Source organism: Alkalibacillus aidingensis (genome assembly GCF_014595945.1).
Taxonomy (GTDB): domain Bacteria; phylum Bacillota; class Bacilli; order Bacillales; family Alkalibacillaceae; genus Alkalibacillus; species Alkalibacillus aidingensis.
The window spans coordinates 55,906-75,885 of the sequence record NZ_JABXWU010000013.1 but is presented as its reverse complement, the minus strand read 5'-3'; the positions used below and the strand labels follow the sequence as shown (position 1 = coordinate 75,885).

The following is a 19,980-nucleotide window of genomic DNA, read 5'->3' as shown; positions in this document are numbered from 1 at the left end:
TGGTCATTTCTAACACCCGGTTAGAAATGACCATTTTTAATTACCATTTACTGGTTTTGTCCCAGCCACTTTTAACCTTTCTACATATCAAATGGCAAATCATCATCTGATAAATCTACTCCACCGCCCATAACTGGCTCTGGTTCCTCGGTGTTTGTTTTGATTGATTAGGTTGTTGTGATGATTGTCGATGACTACTATTTGAATCACCTTTTGATTCTAAGAACTGAACACTATCAGCAACAACTTCTGTCATAAACACTCTTTTACCATCTTGCCCTTCAACTTTTAGATCATCACATACTTTGACAAATGTCTTATATGAGAATATGATAGTAAAAGTTATGAATTCATATAAGATTAGTCGGTTTAATATAATAGTTTAAAAGAGGGGGAGATGAATGGTGCAATCTATATTTAAATCATACTGGAATGCATCGCTGATTATGAAGATCACGGTCGGTCTTATCTTAGGTGTGATCGTTGGTCTTGTTTTTGGTGAAAGTGTGGTTCCGTACTTAGAACCATTTGGTGATTTGTTGTTAAGGTTACTGATGTTTTTAATTTTACCTTTAATTTTATTTACCTTAATTGTCGGGGTTAACCAAGCTAATATTCGCGATTTAGGACGAATGGGTAGTAAGGTGTTTGTCTATTATGTTGTGACGTCTGCAGTAGCTATTATTGTTGGTTTGACCGTTGCGAGTATTTTTTCACCGGGGCAAGGTATGGTGCTTGATGTTGATGAAGCTTATGATTCTCCTGAGCACCCGGGGATTGCAAGTGTTATTTTAAATATTGTTCCAGAAAATATTGTGACGGCGTTTAGTGAGCTGAATTTATTAGGAATCATTTTTACAGCTTTAGTTTTTGGGATAGCCATTTCATATTTAAGGTCATCAGAGCAGTTTAAAGAGTCTGGAGAAACGGTCTATAAAGTCATTGAGGCATTGAATGAAGCGGCGTTTAAGATTATGGCCGTCATTTTACAATACGTACCAATTGGTGTATTTGCGATTATTGCGACGACAGTTGCCAGTCATGGGATGGAGACGATTAGATCATTAGGTGAATTTGTTGGTGTCTTATATGTTGCTTTACTAGTTCAATTAGCCTTGTATATGATCTTACTCAAGGTAACTGGCACTTCACCACTTCAATTCTTAAAAGCCGCACGCACACCGATGGTCACAGCCTTTGTAACACAGAGTAGTGCTGGAACACTACCTTTGACAATCAATGCAGCTCAACGTCTTCAGTTAAATAAAAGCTTATATAGTTTTAGTCTGCCGTTTGGTGCTACTTTAAATATGGATGGTGCAGCTATTCGAATCGCTGTTTCAGCTGTGTTTGCATCCATGGTTATTGGGGATCCTTTATCATTTACGGCGATGTTGACCGTCGTCATTGTGGGAACTTTAGCTTCAATTGGTACAGCAGGTGTTCCTGGAGCTGGAATTGTAATGATTGCCACTGTTTTTGCTCAATTAGGGTTACCTATGGAAGCTGTTGCGTTACTGGTTGCTGTTGATGCGCTAGTTGGTATGGGCTGTACCGCATTAAATGTCACAGGTGATTTAACAGGTACTAAGGTCATTGATCAAACAGAGAGAAAACATCAAGATTCATAAAATAGATGCGAAGGGGGCTAACCCTTCGCATTTTCTTTTGTTTTTGGCTTTGTTAAAGTCCGTTGTTGTTATGGTGAACCGCTTCGGTGGACCTTTCTGAAGACCTGGACGGTCAAATGTCGATGTTGGCCACAGGACGTGGCCGAATTTAATCGACCGCGGGCACGGCTTCAGCTAACTTGGGAAGAAAAGCACTTCCCAAGTGGATCTTCAGCTCGCGCTATTCCCGCGACGCACAGGACGTGCTAGTGTCGGTGATGCCACAGGACGTGGCGTTTTCACCGACCTGGAGTCGCCACCTTCGCTTTTCACCATACAACAACTAAGAGTAAAACTTATAATAATCAACACTAAACTTTCACAGAGCGTTGTTTTTAAATGTTAGATGATAATAAAAAAATACGCTGAGCTATACTCAGCGTATTAGAGAGAGGGGTGGTGACTTAAAAAATGAAAGATAGCGAAATATCTAAGCCCACCACATATCTTCAACAGACTCTTTAACCATAACTGGTTTGAGTGTGTCGACAGCTTTTGTAAAACCTTCATCAATAGACATTAATCCATCCTCATGTTCAATACTTACCACATAGTCATAACCGTATAGTCGAAGGGCGCTGATCATATCAGCCCAGTCTTTTGAGCTATGACCAAACCCGACCGTCCGGAAATACCACGCACGGTCTTTCATGTCTGCATAAGAAGTCATATCGGTTAATCCATTTTTATTTACGTTAGGTTGATCAATCACGGTGTCCTTGGCATGAAAGTGGTGAATCGCATCTTCGCGACCGAGGATTTTGATTGATTCAACAGGGTCAATCCCTTGCCACCACATATGGCTAGGGTCTAAGTTTGCCCCAATGGCTGGTCCACATGCTTCACGTAGTTGGAGGAGGTTCTTAGGTGTATGTACTGAAAAGCCACCATGGGGTTCTAATCCAATCTTCACACCATGTTTCTCAGCAAATTGAGCTTTTTCTTTCCAGTACGGGATAATTTTTTCTTCCCACTGCCATTTTAAAATTTCCTGAAATTCTGGTGGCCAAGGAGCAACAGGCCAGTTTGGATGTTTGGCTTCTTCATGATCTCCAGGACACCCCGAAAACGTATTAACAACAGGAATGCCTAACTCTTTTGCTAATTGAACCGTTTTGTCAAATAAGGCATCATTTTCTTGTGAAATATGTTTTTGTGGGTGAAGAGGGTTACCATGGCAGCTTAAGGCACTTACGGTTAGATTGCGTTTGTCTAATGCTTCTAAGAAGGAGTTTCTTTTCGTTTCACTCTCTAATAGCTCATCCACTTGACAATGAGCATCCCCAGGGAATCCACCTGTCCCTAATTCAACTGCTTCAATTCCTTTTGAAGCAACATAATCAAGCATATCTTCAAAAGATTTGTCAGAAAAAAGAACTGTAAAAACACCGAGCTTCATTACTTCGACCTCCTCAAATTATGTAATCCGTTACATCACATTATAGCAAAGAATTTTTAAAATTAAAGCAAAATTTATAAAATTTAACCGTTTTCATTAGGTTGTTGACTTATTATTCAAAATATTTTATCATTTATTTGTAAACGATTACAGAACAGAAAGAAGGAAACAACATGGCAAACATACGTGAAGTCGCAAATAAAGCAGGAGTTTCGAGTGCAACTGTATCTCGAGTATTGAATAATGCTCATGCGGTTACCGAAAATACGCGTCAGAAAGTCGAGCAAGCAATTAAAGATCTAAACTATGAACCCAGTATGTTAGGGCGAAATCTAAGAAACTCAGAAAGTCGTTTGCTTCTTGTCGTTATTCCTAATTTTTCAAATCCATACTATACCGAAATTATAAATGGGATTGAAGATTATTCGATTGAACAGGGCTACAATATTTTACTTTGTGAAACCGACTCGAATCCAAATCGGGAGAACATTTTTTTTAATATGGTTAAAAACAAACTGGCAGACGGTGTTATTTCGATGGACCCTACCGTTAATATGGATAAATTGCAGGAGTTAGCTGAGAAACATGCGATTGTCATGTGTAGTGAATACGATGAGCAGGAGCGAATTCCATATGTGGCAATTAATAACGAGCGGGCAGCTTATAAAGTCGCAAAACATTTGATCAGGTTAGGTCATGAAAAGATTGCTTTAATCAATTCTGATGAAAAGTTTTTATATGCAAGACAAAGAAGAAAAGGTTATGAGCGAGCTTTGAAGGAGTTCGGTTTACCTATTAAGTTAGAGTGGATTTATCATACGCAGGGCTTAGATTTTCAAGATGGTTCACAGGCAATGAGGAAGTTACTTCAACTAGAAGAGTGTCCGACCGCGGTATTCGCAGTCTCAGATACTATAGCTATTGGCGCTTTAAAAGAGGTTAATGTTCAGGAGTTAAAGGTCCCTGACGATATCGCACTGGTTGGTTTTGATAATATTAGTTTTTCCAATATGACGAATCCAACCTTAACGACCGTTGCTCAACCCATGTACCAAATGGGGAAAACAGCGGCAAGTATGCTAATTAATCGCTTACAAGGTCAGAAAGTGGACAGCGTAGTGCTGGATGATGAGTTAATCATTAGAGAATCAACACTGAATTAAGGGGAGGAGTAAGTATGGGATTGACAGTAGGAATTGTTGGGTGTGGATCAATTACCCGATTCAGACATGCACCTGAGTATGTTGAAAACCCAAATGTTGATGAGATTGTGTTCTACGACCGTAATCACCACCGTGCTGAAGGTATGGTAAAAGAGTTTGGTGGCCGAGTTGCAGCAACGTTTGAGGAATTAATCAATGACCCAACGGTTGATGCAATAAGTGATTGTTCGTCAAATGAGGTGCACCACATTCACTCAACAGAAGCTTTACTTAAGGGTAAGCATGTTTTATGTGAAAAGCCACTTGCTGTGTCAGTTGACAAGGCCAAGACTATTTTAGCAGCTCAGAAAGAATCAGGTAAGAAACTTATGGTGGACCACAATCAACGTTTTACCAAAGTACATCAGCGCGCTCGTCAAATTATCAATAGTGGCGAATATGGAGATGTGATTACTTTTAAAACAAGTTTCGGTCACGGAGGCCCTGAAGGTTGGGGGGTGACTAAATCTAACGCAACTTGGTTTTTCAAAAAGGAACGCTCTCACTCTGGTGTTGCAGGAGATTTAGGTATTCATAAAATCGACCTCATTCACTACTTAATTGATGATGAAATTACTGAAGTGAAATCATTTACTGGGTCCTTAGATAAGGTTGATGAAAACAATCAACCTATAGAGGTTTGTGATAATGTCGTCGCGATATTTAATACGAAAAAGGGCCGATTAGGTCAAGGGAGTTTTTCCTGGACCTATTACGGTGAAGAGGATAATTCGACAACCATTTACTTACAAAAAGGGATTATGAAAATTTATCACGATCCTGAAGATCAAATAATCATTGAACAACCAGATGGGGGAAAAGTGAAGTTTGAATTAGAACCGATTCAAACCAATGACAATCAAACGAGTACGGGCGTAATTGATTCGTTTGTTGATTGGATCATTCATGATACTGAGCCTCCAGTAAAAGGTGAGGATGCAATTAGTTCACTAAGGGTCATTGAACAGATTCTTGAAGATTAATGGTCACCAACGGAATGTGATAAAAACGGAAAATGCCCGAAGAAAGGTGGTTAGTAAGTAAGATGTTTAACCAACTCGCATTGAATACTAACACTTATCATGGTTTTTCTTTAGAAGAGGCCCTAAAAGGTGCACATGATACAGGTTTTAAGCAAGTAGAAATCGCTGCTGTAAGAGACCATACCGCGCACGTGACAACTGATTTCACAGAAGCTGAGTTTTACGAAGTCTTAGGCTTACTGAAAAAGTATGATTTAACTTGTGTTGGTGTTAGCGCCCACAGTAATGTCATGACAGATGAAGGGATTAGACAATTAGTTGAAAACATTGATTTAGCTGAAGTTTTTAATTGTCAATATGTTGTGACGGCAACAGGAGATTCGCATGGTGATACTGATGTGATTGATGATATAAACTCATTAGTTAAGAATCTGCAGCCTGTTGTAGAAAAGTGTGAGCGTCTTGGGAAAACGCTCGTTATTGAAACACATGGTAATAACTTTGCAACCGGTGAATCGTTAATGAAGCTCGTTCACGAATTTAATAACCGGGTTAAAATCAACTACGATACAGCAAATGTTATTTTCTACGGACACCAAGAGCCATATGAAGACCTCGAAAAATCTATCAACCATGTTGAATTCATTCATTTAAAAGATAAATTAGGTGAGCATGATACATTTCACTTCCCAGCAATTGGTGATGGCTACTTAGATTACACACGTTTATTCAATATTTTAAAACAAGGAAATTACACAGGACCCATAAGTGTTGAAGTGGAGTTTACCCCGGAAGGACCCCAAGATTTAGAAGAGGTAAATCAAGCTGTTAAACGATCTTATGATTTTCTCAGGCAGAAACTGATATAAAAGGAGAGACGTTTATGGTGAACGTCGGGTTAGTAGGTTTAGGGTTTATCGGAAAAGCACATCTTGAAGCCTATCAGAAAACTAACAATGCTATGGTTACTTCGATTTGTACCCGTAGTAACCAGAGGGATCAAGATGATTTAATTCATGATGATATTGAGATTGTCCATGAATATGAAGCGATCTTAAATAACCCTAATATTGATGTCGTTGATTTGTGCCTACCGACATTTTTGCATGAAGATTATATTTTAAAGGCGGTTAAAGCCAACAAACATATTATTTGTGAAAAACCCTTAACACTAACGGCTTCTTCTGCCGATCGAATCATTCAAGCAGTTAAAGACGAAGGTGTTCAGCTGTTCGTCGGTCATGTACTTAGGTTTTGGCCTGAATACCAAGTGCTAAAAGAGTATTCGGTTACGAATCAGTTACCTAATATTGATTGGTTTCAGGCAAGAAGGTTAGGTCAATTCCCAACATGGAGTGATTGGTTTAAAGACCCTGAAAAAAGTGGAGGTGCATTATTTGACCTTCACATCCATGATATCGACTTTGCTTATTCATTATTTGGTGATGTGGAATCTGTTTATGCGATTGGTCACCAAAATGAACAAGGAGCTTGGAGCCAGGTGCTAACAACACTAAACTTCAAAAGTGGAGTTAGAGCAGGGATTGAGGCCTCTCATAAAATGCCGAATGGTTATCCATTTACGATGAGCTATCGCGCTCAGTCAGAAAACAAGTCGTTGGTTTATACGATGGAAGCTGGTGAAAACATTGATGGGGCGAGTTCAGCAAATCATAGATTCGAGTTTAATGACGGTAAGAAAACATCCACTCTACCAATATCTGAACAAGACCCTTTTCAGTTGGAATTAGGTTATTTCATAGATTGTTTGGAACAACAAAAGAAAAACGATACGATCCCTCTTACGGATGTGCAAGAGGTGATATGTATTATGGAAGCGATTCAAAAATCACTTGAGTTAAATCAGGTGATCCACTTAAAACATGATATTTAAAGTGTGAAGATGCTTCACATTTATAAATATACTAACTCACATTTAGTGGGGGTCCATAATTTATTTAGGAGGGTTAATTATGAGAAAGCTGTTTTTGTTGGTTATCGTATTAGCGTTTTCTATGGTTCTCTTATTAGCAGCCTGTGGTACAGATGGAGCGGATGGAGAATCGGGAGGATCAAATGGTGATGGTGGCGACGATGATGATAAGCATAAGGTAGGGATTCTTGCTCCAGAGGTTACACACGGTTGGGTAGCAGCCGTAGCTTACCATGCAGAACAACGCGCTGAAGAATTAGAAGATGAAATCGACTATCAAATTCAAACGAGTAGCGGTGCTGATGAAATGACATCCCAGTTAGATGACTTAGTAACGTGGGGAGCAGAAGCTGTTGTAGCTTTCCCTCAGTGGGAAGGTATGGAGGTTCCGATTCAAAATGCTATCGACCAAGGCGTTGAAGTCGTTAACTTTGATATCGTTATCGACGTTGATGGTGTTTACCGTGTAGCTGGTGACAACAAAGATATGGGTGTTCAGGGTGCAAACTATATTGTTGATAAAATTGGCGAAACCGGACATGTTGTTGCTTTAGAAGTGCCATCTGCCGGCTCAGTTTCTGACCTGCGTATGGAAGGTTTTGAAGAAACGATAGAAGAAATTGCACCAAATATGGAAGTAAGCACTTACGCTACAGAATTCACTAGAGAAGCAGGTTTAAGTGATTTTGCTGATATTTTGACAAGTAATGATCAAATTGATGCCGTTTACTCGCTAGATGACGAAACCTCTGTTGGTGTCATTCAGGCGATTGAAGAAGCAGGTCGTGATGACATTCAAGTTGTGACAGGTGGGGGAGGTATGCAGGAATACTTCGAAATGATGCCTGAATATGAAGACATCTGGATCCAGTCTGCTTTATACAGTCCAGCTATGGTTATGGATGCTGTTGATATGGCAGTAGATATCCTAGATGGTGAAGATGTAGAAGATGATAAAATCATTCCAACAACAGTTGTTGACCGTGATAATTATGAAGAGTTCTTAGATGGGGATTCCCCTTACTAAACCATTATGTAGATTAGTAGTTTACTAGATTATCCAAAATAATAATAGGAGAGGTGGTAGGATGACTGCGATCTCTCCTTAATCCTTAGTTTGGAAGTGAGTATATGCAGATTGAAATGAAAAACATTCGAAAGTCATTTGGCAGTAATGATGTATTAAAGGATGTATCTCTGAGCTTTACTGCTGGTCATATCCACGCTCTACTTGGGGAAAATGGAGCAGGTAAATCAACATTAATGAATATTCTAGGTGGAGTCATCCAACGAGATGAAGGAGCTATATACAAAGATGGTGATCAAGTAGAGTTTAATAAGCCTGCCGACTCACAAGAAGCGGGGATAGCTTTTATTCACCAGGAGTTGAACTTAATTAACGATTTACCAGTTTATGAGAATATGTTTATGGGTCGCGAACCAAAGAAGAAGTTCGGGATGCTTGATCATGAAAAGATGATTGAAGATACACAGGATTTGTTTAATCGGATGAATATTGACTTAGATCCGAAAGCGATGGTCAGTGATCTTGATTCATCATATAAACAAATTGTTGAGATTTGTCGTGCTATGTCTACAAATGCCTCAATTATTATAATGGATGAACCAACAACCTCTTTAACTGACTCTGAAATTGAGCGCGTGTTTGACATGATGAAAACTTTACGTAACCAAGGTGTTGGACTAATCTTTATATCTCACAAGCTAAAGGAAGTCAAACATATCTGTGATCGCTATGCAGTCCTACGAGATGGGGAGCTTGTCTCACAAGGGGATGTATCAGAAGTGACAACTGACGATTTAGCGCGCTTCATGGTGGGCCATGACGTTCGTACTGAACCACTAGCCCGTTCACGCGAAACAGGTGAGGAAGTATTACGTGTTGAAAATCTTACATACGATCAACAATTTAAGGACGCTAGCTTCTCGATCAAAGCCGGAGAAGTAGTAGGATTCACAGGTCTCCTTGGAGATGGGAGAAGTGAACTATTTCAATCAATTTTTGGCGCAAACGGCATTTCGTCGGGGAAAATCTTTTTAAAAGGTAAAGAAGTGACAATTGATAGCACGATGAAAGCGATTAATCACGGTATCGCCTATTTACCAAGAAATCGCAAAGAAAATGCCATTATCAGTGATATGGATATATTAGAAAATAGTGCAGTAGCGACTTGGCCAAAGTTCTCAAGGTTTGGAGTTATTAATCGTGAAATCCATCGGGAGCAGTTTATCAAACAGCGTGATAGCCTAAACATTAAGATGGGGAAATGGACAGAGAACATTACGAAGCTTTCTGGTGGTAATCAGCAGAAGGTGGTCTTGTCAAAGTGGTTAAATACGAACCCAGAAATTCTTATTCTTGATAATCCAACACAAGGAGTTGATGTTGGGGCGAAGGAAGATATATATGATATTATTTTAAGCTTGGCGGATCAAAAAATCGCAGTTATTGTTCTGTCTAGTGAAGCACAAGAAATTATTCGTGTATGTGACCGAACATTGGTGATGTATCATGGAGCCATTCAAGGAGAATTAGTTGGAGAAGACATGACCGAGCATCAAATTATGACGCTAGCAACGGGTGGAGACGTAACTATAGAAGGCGAGGGTAAATCATTATGGAAGCAGGAACAGTAAGTGTTAGAAGAGGTTTCGTTGATTGGTTTAAGGAACGGTGGGTCAATGACCCTTTGTTCAGTATATTTATCGCACTTTTAGTAATGGTGGTCCTACAAACCTTAGTACTAGGTTTTGACTTTAATTCTTTTGGAGAGTGGTTTCAAACCTGGGTGAATAATTGGATTAATATCCTGCGTAATAATGCTGGTATTGCGATTGTCGCCTTAGGCATGACCTTTGTAATTATGACGGGTGGTATTGATTTATCAGTCGGTGCCACACTTGTAGCAACTGGTGCTTTCGCAATGACCTTAGTCGATATAGGAGAGCGCGGACTCTTTGCGATGATAGGGTTAACAGGTGTTCCAGCTATCATTTTTACTATACTTCTAACTATGGCGTTTGGTTATTTGCTGGGGACATTAATTGGAGCAACCGTCACAAAAGGGTTAGTCCCACCTTTTATCGCTACACTTGGTGCTATGATGGTGTTTAGAAGTGTTACTCAGCACTTTATGCAAGGGTATAACCCGCGTGTGCCAACTGAATTTTTGCAAATTGCCAGCTTTAAAATAGGTAACCTGATGATTATGCCCATTGTATATTGGATTATCATCGCAGCAATTATGTATTATGTTTCTAAACGTACAACATTTGGCCGTCAAATTATTGCTGTCGGTTCAAATGAACGATCAGCACGACTCTCAGGAATTAATGTAGATAAAGTAAAGTTGCGAGTTTATGCTTTAATGGGATTATTGGTCTCAATCGCCGCAATTATTCAGGTTTCACGTGTAGGTTCGATGGACTTTGCAGGTGCTGGTCGAGGAATGGAAATGGACGCAATTGCAGCTGCAGTTGTTGGTGGTACGAGTATGATGGGTGGTCGAGGTTTTATATTAGGAACTGTCTACGGAATGCTGATCATTGCAGTACTTAATAACTTACTTAACCTGTTTGGTGTTCCACCACTCTTAAGAGATGCTTTTAAAGGTCTCATCGTGATTGGCGCGGTGTTATTACAGCGTAAGAAAATTATATAGTCACCCCTTTTTAATATAAAAATAAAGCATGGACTAATCTGTCCATGCTTTATCAATGTAACAAACTTAACTGTAACACCACTTTGATTAATAATAGTGACCACTTTCCTCAAAAGGTGGACAGCTACCCCTCATCAACCCTATAGAGAATTTTAAAAGTCGTATTTTGCCTCTTCGGCTTCACGCACTTTTTGATATGTTTCTGTTAAAACAAAAGTGTCCTCAACTAGACGTTCGATGCGAAATAAGACATCGTGATTGACAATCTCTTTTTGATAGAAGTCTTCTTCTTCAATAAATACATAAGTTTGTACAATTTGTGCTTTCATATAACCTAATATGGGTTTTAAGTGTTGTTCAACAATTAAGTAATGTTTAGGTGAACCAGCTGTCGCAAGCATTCCTACAACTTTATCCCGAAATGCATTCACTGGGAGTAGATCAAAAATATTTTTTAAAGTTGCAGGAATGGATGATTGGAAAATAGGTGTGCCAATAATCAAAGCGTCAGCTTCCATTACTGTTTGCGTGACATATTTAGTATCCCCTTCATAATCCAAATAATGGCGCCCATCACTAAATTGGATGTCATAATCAGCGAGATCGATTAACTCTGTTTCAATATCAGGGTACTTTTCTTTAAGTTTTTCTATCGTGTAGTCCATTGCTGTTCTAGTTTTGGATCCAACAATTGAGCCAGATAATCCGACTACTTTCATGGCGTTCCCTCCTATTTTTGGGCTGTGTATTTCTTAATAGCGGGTAAAATTTCTGCACCGATAATATCAATGTTTTTCTTTAAACGATCAAAGGGCATCCCACCAAAGTCCATTTGTGCAATGTAGCGTTGGTGGCCAAACAATTCATGTTGATATAAGATTTTCTCAATGATTTCTTGTGGGCTTCCAATGTTCATAATGTTATGAGGGTCAACTCCTTGAGCAAAATGCTGCTTTGGAAAGCCTTGCCCATTGGTTCGTTTCATCCCTTCATTAATATGTGGGTATAAGTCTCTTAAGGCTTGTTGAGATGTTTCAGCTGCATAGAAGAAGCCTGCTGTAGCAATAGGTAGTTCAGCTGGGTCATGACCTCCTTGACGTGCAGCATCACGATAAGCATCAATTGTCCGTTTAAAGACACTAGCTGGTCCACCTAGATGAGCCATGAACATTGGCACTCCTGCATAACCAGCTTTCCTGGCGCTTCCCGGTGAACCACCAACCGCACGCCAAATAGGCATCCACCCTTCTTTAGGACGGGGGAGTATCCTTGCGTTTCTTAAAGGAGCGCGATATTCCCCACTCCAATTAATGACTTCTTCTTCATTAATTTGACGTAATAGATCAAATTTCTCTTCAAATAATCCTTCGTAATCGCGCAGGTCATAACCTAGGAGTTCGAAATTTCCCACACGTGAGGCGCGACCAGCAACTATTTCTGTGCGTCCATCGGAAATTAAATCAATCGTTGCAAAGTCCTCGTAAACACGCACAGGGTCTAGCGTGCTGATGATTGTTGAAGAACTTGCGATTTTTATTTTGTCTGTAGCTTGTGCGAGCGCACCTAAAACGACAGAATGAGCTTGAGTGGTAAAGAAATCCTGATGACTCTCGCCAACACTGAAAAAGTCAAGTCCAGCTTGTTCCGCAAGCTGTGCTAATTCAATAATTTCATTTAGTCGCTGTTGAGCTGAAATACGTTCACCTGTATGTGGATTTGGCAAATGGTCACCTAAAGTATAAAGCCCTAATTCTAATCCTTTACTTGGATTAATTCGATATTTTTCCATAATGCATCAACCTTTCTGCGACTATTATATAGTGATTAGACGAATAATGTTTAGTAATACGCCTTGAGCCCACCTACAATAGGGTACGTTCATCCACATGTATAGAAGTTTAGAGTATCTCTTGAAGGTCCGTCTAAGTAGGGAGTAAAAAAATAGAACATGAAAAGTCTAAACAGCTTCTCATGTTCTAAAATAGGTTCTGTTATATTTAATTATTGAGGCTGAGTGCTAAGGTGGACAATACTTTCTACTATCCAATCTCTATCGATCATCACGCCAATGACTTTTAGGTTGGTATTAAGTCCATCTATGACACGGAGAGCTTCTTTAACTTCAAGCAATTTATCAGTTTCAAGCTGTTCACGGTCCCTAACACCAATAATAATAACTTCCTGGATATCATTCTGCTCTTTTGAAAGTTCCAAGTTCGTTTTAAGTAACGATAAATAAGAATCATCTGAAGTATTGATTTTTTGCGTTGGACAATCAGTTGTAGTTAAAACTTCCACAAATTTTGTATTTGTAAATTTTTTAGCCCACTTAGTGACTGGCTGCTGTGCTCGTCCGTCCATTGTATTTAAAACTAATGTAAATGACATTAAAATTCCTCCTCTTAATGAATAAATTGTGCTAATTGGAAATACAAAGGTATACCTATTGTTAAATTGAATGGGAAAGTAACCCCTAACGAAAGCCCTAAATAGATAGAAGGGTTCGCTTCAGGTACTGACGTTCTAAGTGCAGCTGGCGCGGCAATATAAGAAGCACTCCCGGCTAAGACACCCATCAACGCAGACCCTCCAACAGATAGACCCACGAAATATCCAGTCAGAACCCCCAATGTTCCACCAATAATCGGCATAATTATACTAAATAATACCAATTTGAGCCCGTGTGAGCGTATTTCTGGCAAACGACTTCCTGCGATTAGGCCCATATTCAGTAAAAATAAAATCAAGATACTGTCATACAAGTCTAGAAATAGTGGTTCTACAGTTGGTAGTGATTGCTCACCAGCAATAAGACCTATCAGTAAACTACCGACTAAAAGGACAATACTTTTTCCTAAAATGCTTTCTCTTAAGACTTCTTTATCAATCATTGAAATGGATGATGGCATAATGCCTAAAGAATGTGAGTGTGTTAACTGGTCACCATTTTTACTTAAAATATTATAGATCAATAAAGAAAAGAGAATTGCTGGGCTTTCTAATAATACGACCATGGCGTTCATTAATCCTTCATAACTGATAGCTTGTTCATCTAGAAATGAGATGGCAGCACCGTAGGTAACAATACTCACTGAACCATAAGTAGCAGCTAATCCGACAGAATTTTTAAAGTCAATACCCATTAATCGCATAGCAAAAAGAGTGATTACAGGAATGGCTAACCCTAAAAAAAGTGTTCCCAAAATAGGTTGGAATGCCTCATTTATTGAATAGTGGGAGAGTTCGATTCCCCCTTTTAATCCAATCGCGACTAATAGATAAATACTAAGTGCTTCACTTAACCCATCTGGAAACTTTAAATCAGATTTGAAAATAGCTGAAATCATTCCCAATAAGAAAAATAATACAACTGGTGATAATAAGTTTCCGACCATAATGTCAAACACTATAGTCACCTCCTTTCAATTGATTCCTTATAAGAAGCAAGAGGGTTGTTTGATACCATAAAAAAAGGCATAAACCACATGTTAAAAGGAAAAAGCCGTAGCTTTTCTTTTAACAGTTGTGGATTATGCCGGTTTACCTTTAACCCAATTCCTTGCTTTAAAGGTCTCCCTATCTTATTTAAATTAATTTATTTTCTAAGTTCTTGTTTAGTTTAAAAACAATAACTCTTTCACCTGTTTTTGTACTGATGTCAGTATGGAAACTAATCACATCAACAGACGTTAGGCGCTTGATTAAATCAGTTAAATGTTCGCAGCCTGTCTCAACAAGGTCCTGGCGGTTCTTCTTAATGGAAAGTCTACCTTCCATAGTTTCACACAATTTATATTCAGCAGGTGTTAGCACGCCGTTTAAGCAAACAATAATCATATCCCTGATAATATCCGTTTTTACAGATACAGAGCCCCGTCCAAGAAAATCTTTTTCCCACTGAGTTAAAGCTTTACTAATATCCGATTCAAGTGTCCCTTTTTTAATTTTCTGTTCCATATCTAAACACCCCCTATGATAAAAAAAGGGTATACCTCGCCCCGTAAAAGGATGACGAAATATACCCGACCCATCATAATCTTAACTTTATCCTATTTGATCTTTTTCATACAACCAATAACAGTATTAGTAATATGCTAAAAATCATAAAGAAGACAAAGTTTTGACAAAACATTTCGGTTTATAATGTTAAGAGCATTATATACTATTCATATTTACCTTGTCAATGTTATTTTGTGATACAAGCCTTTGTAGTACTTGAAATTCAAGTGGCATCTATTGCTAATCATACTGTAATAGCAATTACTCATACTATGCTTATAAAACCTAAAAAGGATGTGAGTATGTGCAAAAGAGAAATGTTCAATTGTTACCGATCGTCGCTTCTATAGGAGTTGGCGCTGTGACATATAGTATGATGACTGGTAAAGCTGGTCAATTACAGAATGTTTTGCCAAGCCTATCTAAAATGTCTGGCAATGGTCAAAATAGTCAAGATCAAAATCAACCAAGTCAAGATGTGCAACTTGATCAACAAGGACAACAAAGTCAGTATGAACAACAGCTATATTCATAACGAATTATCGTGAAATTCAATCGTTCCTAAAATATTAGGTATAAACAAAACCTTCTCCTAAGTGATCGGGAGAAGGTTTTACGTATTTAAGGGGGAATTCAATAAAAGGCACACTACTCATTATAAGTCCCCGAAGAATATTTTTGATGTCATAATACCTAGAGGCCCCATTTCTTTTTAAGGAAATTTGACATACACTAGATAAGAGAACAGATCAGATCAGAAGAGGTAATCTTATGCAACAAACTTTATCAAGCCAACAACCAAAAAGTATAAAAAACACTTTGTTAATATTAGGAATAATTTTTGTCGCTTTTAATTTACGCCCCTCTATTACAGCGATCGGTCCACTTATTGGAGATATTCGTTTAGATACGGGAATTTCAAACAGTTTAGCCGGGTTGTTAACAACTTTGCCTTTGTTAGCATTTGCGGGATTGTCATTGTTAACACCTAAATTGGCTCGAAAATTCGGTAATGAAGCAACAGTAATGATCGGGTTAATTTTACTGGCAGTAGGGATATTTATCAGACCAACTGATTTTATTTCATTATTATTTTTTGGGACGCTCTTAGTTGGTTCTGGTATTGCAATTTGTAATGTTTTACTCCCGGGTATTGTGAAGCAAAAGTTTGCAGCAAAAGTTGGCTTAATGACAGGAATGTATACACTAGCTATGAGTGGTGCAGCAAGTATCGGTTCTGGAGTAAGTGTTCCGATGGCTCATGGGTTAAATTTGGGTTGGAAAGGGACACTGATTGCTTGGGGCGTCTTAACAATCGTTGCGATGATTGTTTGGATACCACAATTGCGTAAGAAGAAAGCAGACGAACACCAAAATGTTAAACTACCAAACACCCAGGCAAAAACATCAGTATGGAGATCTAAAATTGCCTGGCAAGTCACTATTTTCATGGGACTACAATCATTACTGTTCTACTGTTTAATAGCGTGGTTACCAGAGATTTTATATAGCCGTGGGTTAAGCTTATCTGCCTCTGGGTGGATGGTATCGATCTTGCAAATTGTTGGCTTACCTTCAACGATGCTTGCACCATACATAGCCGACCGATTGACAAATCAGAGAATGTTGATGCTAGTCATGGGGATTGTTTATTTTACCGGATTAACTCTGCTTTTAGTTGGTGACCATTTAGTCGTTTTATCAATTAGTGTTATCTTGGTTGGTGTTTCACAGGGAGCTAGTATTGGTTTGTCATTGACTTTACTAAGTCTAAGAGCACGTGATGCCAAGCAAGCATCAAACTTATCTGGAATGGCTCAATCAGTTGGCTACCTATTAGCCGCTACAGGTCCATTTGCAATCGGAATGATTTTTGATATCTTTCACTCATGGGACATTTCGTTGTTTATTCTGTTAATCGTCTGTTTATTCATGACGTTAGCAGGAATAGGCGCAGGACGCGATGAGTATGTGACCCCTGCTGAAAGCTAAGAATAACAATTAGTTCAATTATATTCACTAGGAGAAAAGCTTTTCCTTGAATATAGGGTCTCGTAGTCGAAATGGGAGTCGGAAGCGGAGGAAATGTCCGATAGAGTGGCTCTCAAGGCCAAAAAGAGAGTCGGAAGCAGAGGAAATGTCCGATAGAGCGGGTCTCAAGGCCAAAAAGGGAGTCGGAAGTGGAGGAAATGTCCGATAGAACGGCTCTCAAGGCCAAAAAGGGAGCCGGAAGCGGAGGAAATGTCCGATAGAGCGGGTCTCAAGGCCAAAAAGGGAGCCGGAAGCAGAGGAAATGTCCGATAGAGCACCTCTCAAGACCAAATTAAGAGTCGGAAGTGGATAAAGTGTCCGATAGTTAGTAGGCTCGGCCTCAATTTAAATGAAAAACTAGATGATAGAAGGGGATCCATCCGTATGAATTCAGATAAAGAAATTCGCTGGAGACAACGATTTGAAACTTTCGAGCAAAGCTTTCAACTTTTGCAGCAATATAGTGACCAGCCACTGGAAAATGCACTTGAGAAAGCTGGTTACATTCATATGTTTGAAGCTGCAACCGAGCATGCTCACCAAGTATTCTTCGACTTTTTAGATGCGAAAGGAATTTCAGCCAATTCGGAACGACAAGCAATCACAGAAATAGCCAAGTATGAGTTTATCCGAAATGAACGGACGTGGCTTAAAGCATTGAATAGGCAAAAGCTAGCTAATTATATTCATACTGAAAAAGTGATTAATCAATTAGTTGTTGATATTCGTAGTGTCTATTTACCGGAGATGACTTTTTTCTATCAGACAGTAAAAGAGCAAATCTAATGTAAAATCCGTGTGCTGCTATATTGGCACACGGATTTCTATTTGGCGTTATGAGTTCATTTCATCCCGGCTTTCGTTAACAAGGGATGTCACTATTAAAGGTAGTGAGGAGGGTCAACTCACTTAGCCTCTTTTAGGGAAAACGGTGATCATTTTATAAAGTAACAAGTGCGAGACTATAAAAGGAATTAGGTTAATCCATGTCTGCTCGATCGTCAACATTCTAAAAGTTATTAGCAATAGAATTGGGATTGTAAGCGCATATGAGGTCATCTTCCAAAGCTGCTGGTAAGCTAGTTTTCGTTTAGATAAGCTTCTAATTACGTAAGCCGTACAGGCATGTAGCGAAACCCCAGCCACCATAAGGAAAATAATCATTAACGGATAAAGGACAGTGAACTGAACGATAAACACATCCGTTGGCACTGAACTCTCCCCAGTCATGAAATTGTAGATAATACGTACAGCATCAGGTAAACATAGGATAAATATAAGAATTAGAATATAGACCATTGTGTCACGCATGTTTTCGCGATTAAGGGAAAACAACGCCTGCTTATTAGGGAGCCTTAGACTATTCTTAAATATTCTTAATAGGTTCATAGTTGTGCCATCCTTTAAACGATTGAATTCAATCTCTCAAAAATATTATATAGGTATTTATTCTATATCCCAAGAAAAAGCTTTGTGTCATTTTGATTACCATTTTATAGTATAATACAAGTATAAATTATCAGAATATTATCCGAATAATGTAAGGCCATTTTTAGAAGAAGAAGAAAAGTTTAGTGAGATGGTTACATCATTTAAGCAATTGTAGGAGGTTTTTTAATGAGTAGAATTGCGATTATTTCTGATATTCATGGTAATAAAACAGCACTTGAAGCAGTGTTAAAAGATATCGACCAACGATCAGTCAATCAAATTTTTTGTTTAGGTGACTTAGTAGGTAAAGGTCCTCAGGGGTCTGAGTGTATTAGACTCGTACGTGAAAATTGCCATAGAGTGGTTCGTGGTAATTGGGATGTGTTTATTCAGAATGATACAGATAATGAGTTTTTATTGTGGTATAAAGATAGATTAACAGAGGAAGATTACGTATATTTGAAAGAGTTGCCGTTTTGCATTGATGTCGAAATGAATGGCCAATTAATTCGAGGGATTCATGCTTCCCCTAGGAGTGAATTTGAAAGAATCTTACCATGGCATCCTGTTGAGAAATGCTTATCGATGTTTGAACATAGTGAGTTGACAGGCTTCAGAGAGAAGACACCAGAAATTGTGTTTTATGGAGATATTCACACAAGCTTTTTACATACTTACCCAAGTGGTATGCTCTGCAATGTCGGAAGTGTCGGCAACTCATTGGATTTAACCGATGCTTCATATGTCATTCTTGATGGTAATCATGGAAGTAATAGTATTGAATTTGTCCGTGTGAATTATGATCGAAAAGCTGAAGTAGGGATTGCTGAAGATTTGGGGATGCCAGGGTTACAAGAATATCGCAATGAAATTATGCATGCAACTTATCGTCATGCAAATAAAAAATAGGGGTTGAAGGGCTTTTGGTGGAGTTTATTGTTTTATATCAATGGTCGATATTTATCGCTGCTGAAGTCTTGTCAGTTATTGCCCTATTGTTATTTGGCTTTTTTAGATATTTTTTGAATAAAAGAAAAGTAAGTATGTTGTTTATCTTCACTTTTCTAGTTATCTTAGCTTTTGAAGCTATTCTTGCATTCATTTTTTATCAACAAACTGGTGAGGTTTCTTCTTTTCAGATAGTGATTGGTATATTTGTATTATATGCTTGTACCTTTGGTTTTTACGACTTCCTTAAAATGGATCGTTGGATGCGTCAGAAATTTAGTAAGTGGCGTGGGGTAGATTTATTAACTGAGGAAGATTACCGTACGTTGCAACGTCAAAAGGATCCTAAATATGTAGCGAAAATGTATCGAACAAGTGCGACGCTTCATTTAGTCGTTTTTGTTACGGTTCAGTCGATTTTTTGGATTTATGGCACGGCAAATTTTGCTGAGATCATGCATTATTTATCTGATCGGTCTTGGATAGAAGTGGGTATAGCTGAACTATCGCCTTATCCTAATGAGGCGACGTACTCAATTGGAATGATATGGGCAATTGTCTTTGTGGTCGATTTCATTTACTCGTGGTCCTACACGTTTTTTCCTGATAAAAAATAAAGCAAAGCTTAAGAGAGCGCCAAAAAGCTCTCTTTTTTCTTGACTTTTATAGTGTTATGGTTATATACTCAACTATATAACCAT

At 38.6% G+C, this 19,980-nt stretch carries 21 protein-coding genes; 13 read left to right on the top strand and 8 right to left on the bottom strand.

Annotation, left to right across the window (positions count from 1 at the left end; genetic code table 11):
- Nucleotides 1-115 precede the first annotated feature (115 nt).
- Entirely contained in the window at nucleotides 116-262 is a 147-nt protein-coding gene (locus HWQ49_RS14915; RefSeq protein ID WP_394810783.1) for a hypothetical protein, read from the bottom strand.
- A 142-nt stretch (nucleotides 263-404) separates the two neighbouring features.
- Between HWQ49_RS14915 and HWQ49_RS13770 the strand changes: the two genes are divergently transcribed.
- A complete protein-coding gene (locus HWQ49_RS13770) occupies nucleotides 405-1,631 on the top strand; it encodes a dicarboxylate/amino acid:cation symporter (protein ID WP_188208216.1) in 1,227 nt (408 codons plus the stop codon).
- A gap of 469 nt (nucleotides 1,632-2,100) precedes the next feature.
- Here the strand turns inward: HWQ49_RS13770 and HWQ49_RS13765 are convergent, their stop codons facing one another.
- A complete protein-coding gene (locus HWQ49_RS13765) occupies nucleotides 2,101-3,069 on the bottom strand; it encodes a sugar phosphate isomerase/epimerase family protein (RefSeq protein ID WP_188208214.1) in 969 nt (322 codons plus the stop codon).
- Nucleotides 3,070-3,242: 173 nt separating this feature from the next.
- On the opposite strand from HWQ49_RS13765, the gene HWQ49_RS13760 reads away from it, so the two are divergent.
- The 7 genes from HWQ49_RS13760 (at nucleotide 3,243) to HWQ49_RS13730 (ending at nucleotide 10,870) form a co-directional block, all read left to right on the top strand.
- Complete coding sequence (locus HWQ49_RS13760; protein WP_188208213.1) at nucleotides 3,243-4,232, top strand: LacI family DNA-binding transcriptional regulator; 990 nt, start codon at nucleotides 3,243-3,245, stop codon at nucleotides 4,230-4,232.
- Between the two features lie 14 nt (nucleotides 4,233-4,246).
- Nucleotides 4,247-5,254 carry a Gfo/Idh/MocA family protein gene (locus tag HWQ49_RS13755; protein ID WP_188208212.1) on the top strand — a complete coding sequence of 336 codons (1,008 nt, stop codon included), beginning with the start codon at nucleotides 4,247-4,249 and terminating at the stop codon, nucleotides 5,252-5,254.
- 62 nt (nucleotides 5,255-5,316) lie between these two features.
- The gene (locus HWQ49_RS13750) at nucleotides 5,317-6,123 is read left to right on the top strand and encodes a sugar phosphate isomerase/epimerase family protein (RefSeq protein WP_188208211.1); all 807 of its coding nucleotides are present in this window, start codon (nucleotides 5,317-5,319) and stop codon (nucleotides 6,121-6,123) included.
- Nucleotides 6,124-6,137: 14 nt separating this feature from the next.
- Nucleotides 6,138-7,148, top strand: a complete 1,011-nt coding sequence (locus tag HWQ49_RS13745) for a Gfo/Idh/MocA family protein (RefSeq protein ID WP_188208210.1) — start codon at nucleotides 6,138-6,140, stop codon at nucleotides 7,146-7,148.
- A gap of 79 nt (nucleotides 7,149-7,227) precedes the next feature.
- Nucleotides 7,228-8,214 carry an ABC transporter substrate-binding protein gene (locus HWQ49_RS13740; protein WP_188208209.1) on the top strand — a complete coding sequence of 329 codons (987 nt, stop codon included), beginning with the start codon at nucleotides 7,228-7,230 and terminating at the stop codon, nucleotides 8,212-8,214.
- A 104-nt stretch (nucleotides 8,215-8,318) separates the two neighbouring features.
- Complete coding sequence (locus tag HWQ49_RS13735) at nucleotides 8,319-9,845, top strand: sugar ABC transporter ATP-binding protein (RefSeq protein ID WP_188208208.1); 1,527 nt, start codon at nucleotides 8,319-8,321, stop codon at nucleotides 9,843-9,845.
- Entirely contained in the window at nucleotides 9,827-10,870 is a 1,044-nt protein-coding gene (locus tag HWQ49_RS13730) for an ABC transporter permease (RefSeq protein WP_188208207.1), read from the top strand. Before HWQ49_RS13735 ends, HWQ49_RS13730 begins: the two co-directional genes overlap by 19 nt.
- 152 nt (nucleotides 10,871-11,022) lie before the next feature.
- Here HWQ49_RS13730 and HWQ49_RS13725 read toward each other — a convergent pair whose 3' ends face one another.
- The 5 genes from HWQ49_RS13725 to HWQ49_RS13705 form a co-directional block, all read right to left on the bottom strand.
- Nucleotides 11,023-11,589, bottom strand: a complete 567-nt coding sequence (locus HWQ49_RS13725) for an NADPH-dependent FMN reductase (RefSeq protein ID WP_188208206.1) — start codon at nucleotides 11,587-11,589, stop codon at nucleotides 11,023-11,025.
- Between the two features lie 11 nt (nucleotides 11,590-11,600).
- Entirely contained in the window at nucleotides 11,601-12,659 is a 1,059-nt protein-coding gene (locus HWQ49_RS13720) for an LLM class flavin-dependent oxidoreductase (protein ID WP_188208205.1), read from the bottom strand.
- Between the two features lie 212 nt (nucleotides 12,660-12,871).
- Nucleotides 12,872-13,258, bottom strand: a complete 387-nt coding sequence (locus tag HWQ49_RS13715; RefSeq protein ID WP_188208204.1) for a carbonic anhydrase — start codon at nucleotides 13,256-13,258, stop codon at nucleotides 12,872-12,874.
- 14 nt (nucleotides 13,259-13,272) lie between these two features.
- Nucleotides 13,273-14,277: a sodium-dependent bicarbonate transport family permease gene (locus HWQ49_RS13710; protein ID WP_188208203.1), complete on the bottom strand. Its 1,005-nt coding sequence runs from the start codon at nucleotides 14,275-14,277 to the stop codon at nucleotides 13,273-13,275.
- A gap of 178 nt (nucleotides 14,278-14,455) precedes the next feature.
- Nucleotides 14,456-14,827 carry a DUF2294 domain-containing protein gene (locus HWQ49_RS13705; protein WP_188208202.1) on the bottom strand — a complete coding sequence of 124 codons (372 nt, stop codon included), beginning with the start codon at nucleotides 14,825-14,827 and terminating at the stop codon, nucleotides 14,456-14,458.
- A gap of 346 nt (nucleotides 14,828-15,173) precedes the next feature.
- On the opposite strand from HWQ49_RS13705, the gene HWQ49_RS13700 reads away from it, so the two are divergent.
- From HWQ49_RS13700 to HWQ49_RS13690, 3 genes are all read left to right on the top strand, one after another.
- Entirely contained in the window at nucleotides 15,174-15,404 is a 231-nt protein-coding gene (locus HWQ49_RS13700) for a hypothetical protein (RefSeq protein ID WP_188208201.1), read from the top strand.
- 236 nt (nucleotides 15,405-15,640) lie between these two features.
- On the top strand, nucleotides 15,641-16,861 hold the full coding sequence (locus tag HWQ49_RS13695) for a CynX/NimT family MFS transporter (RefSeq protein ID WP_188208200.1): 1,221 nt from the start codon (nucleotides 15,641-15,643) through the stop codon (nucleotides 16,859-16,861).
- 423 nt (nucleotides 16,862-17,284) lie between these two features.
- Nucleotides 17,285-17,686: a nucleotidyltransferase substrate binding protein gene (locus HWQ49_RS13690; protein ID WP_188208199.1), complete on the top strand. Its 402-nt coding sequence runs from the start codon at nucleotides 17,285-17,287 to the stop codon at nucleotides 17,684-17,686.
- 123 nt (nucleotides 17,687-17,809) lie between these two features.
- Here the strand turns inward: HWQ49_RS13690 and HWQ49_RS13685 are convergent, their stop codons facing one another.
- Nucleotides 17,810-18,289, bottom strand: coding sequence for a DUF1189 family protein (locus HWQ49_RS13685; protein WP_188208198.1), 480 nt, complete (start codon nucleotides 18,287-18,289; stop codon nucleotides 17,810-17,812).
- A 228-nt stretch (nucleotides 18,290-18,517) separates the two neighbouring features.
- Here HWQ49_RS13685 and HWQ49_RS13680 point away from each other — a divergent pair, with 228 nt between their 5' ends.
- Nucleotides 18,518-19,240: a metallophosphoesterase family protein gene (locus HWQ49_RS13680; protein WP_188208197.1), complete on the top strand. Its 723-nt coding sequence runs from the start codon at nucleotides 18,518-18,520 to the stop codon at nucleotides 19,238-19,240.
- A gap of 17 nt (nucleotides 19,241-19,257) precedes the next feature.
- A complete protein-coding gene (locus tag HWQ49_RS13675; RefSeq protein WP_188208215.1) occupies nucleotides 19,258-19,896 on the top strand; it encodes a hypothetical protein in 639 nt (212 codons plus the stop codon).
- The last annotated feature ends 84 nt before the right edge of the window (nucleotides 19,897-19,980 follow it).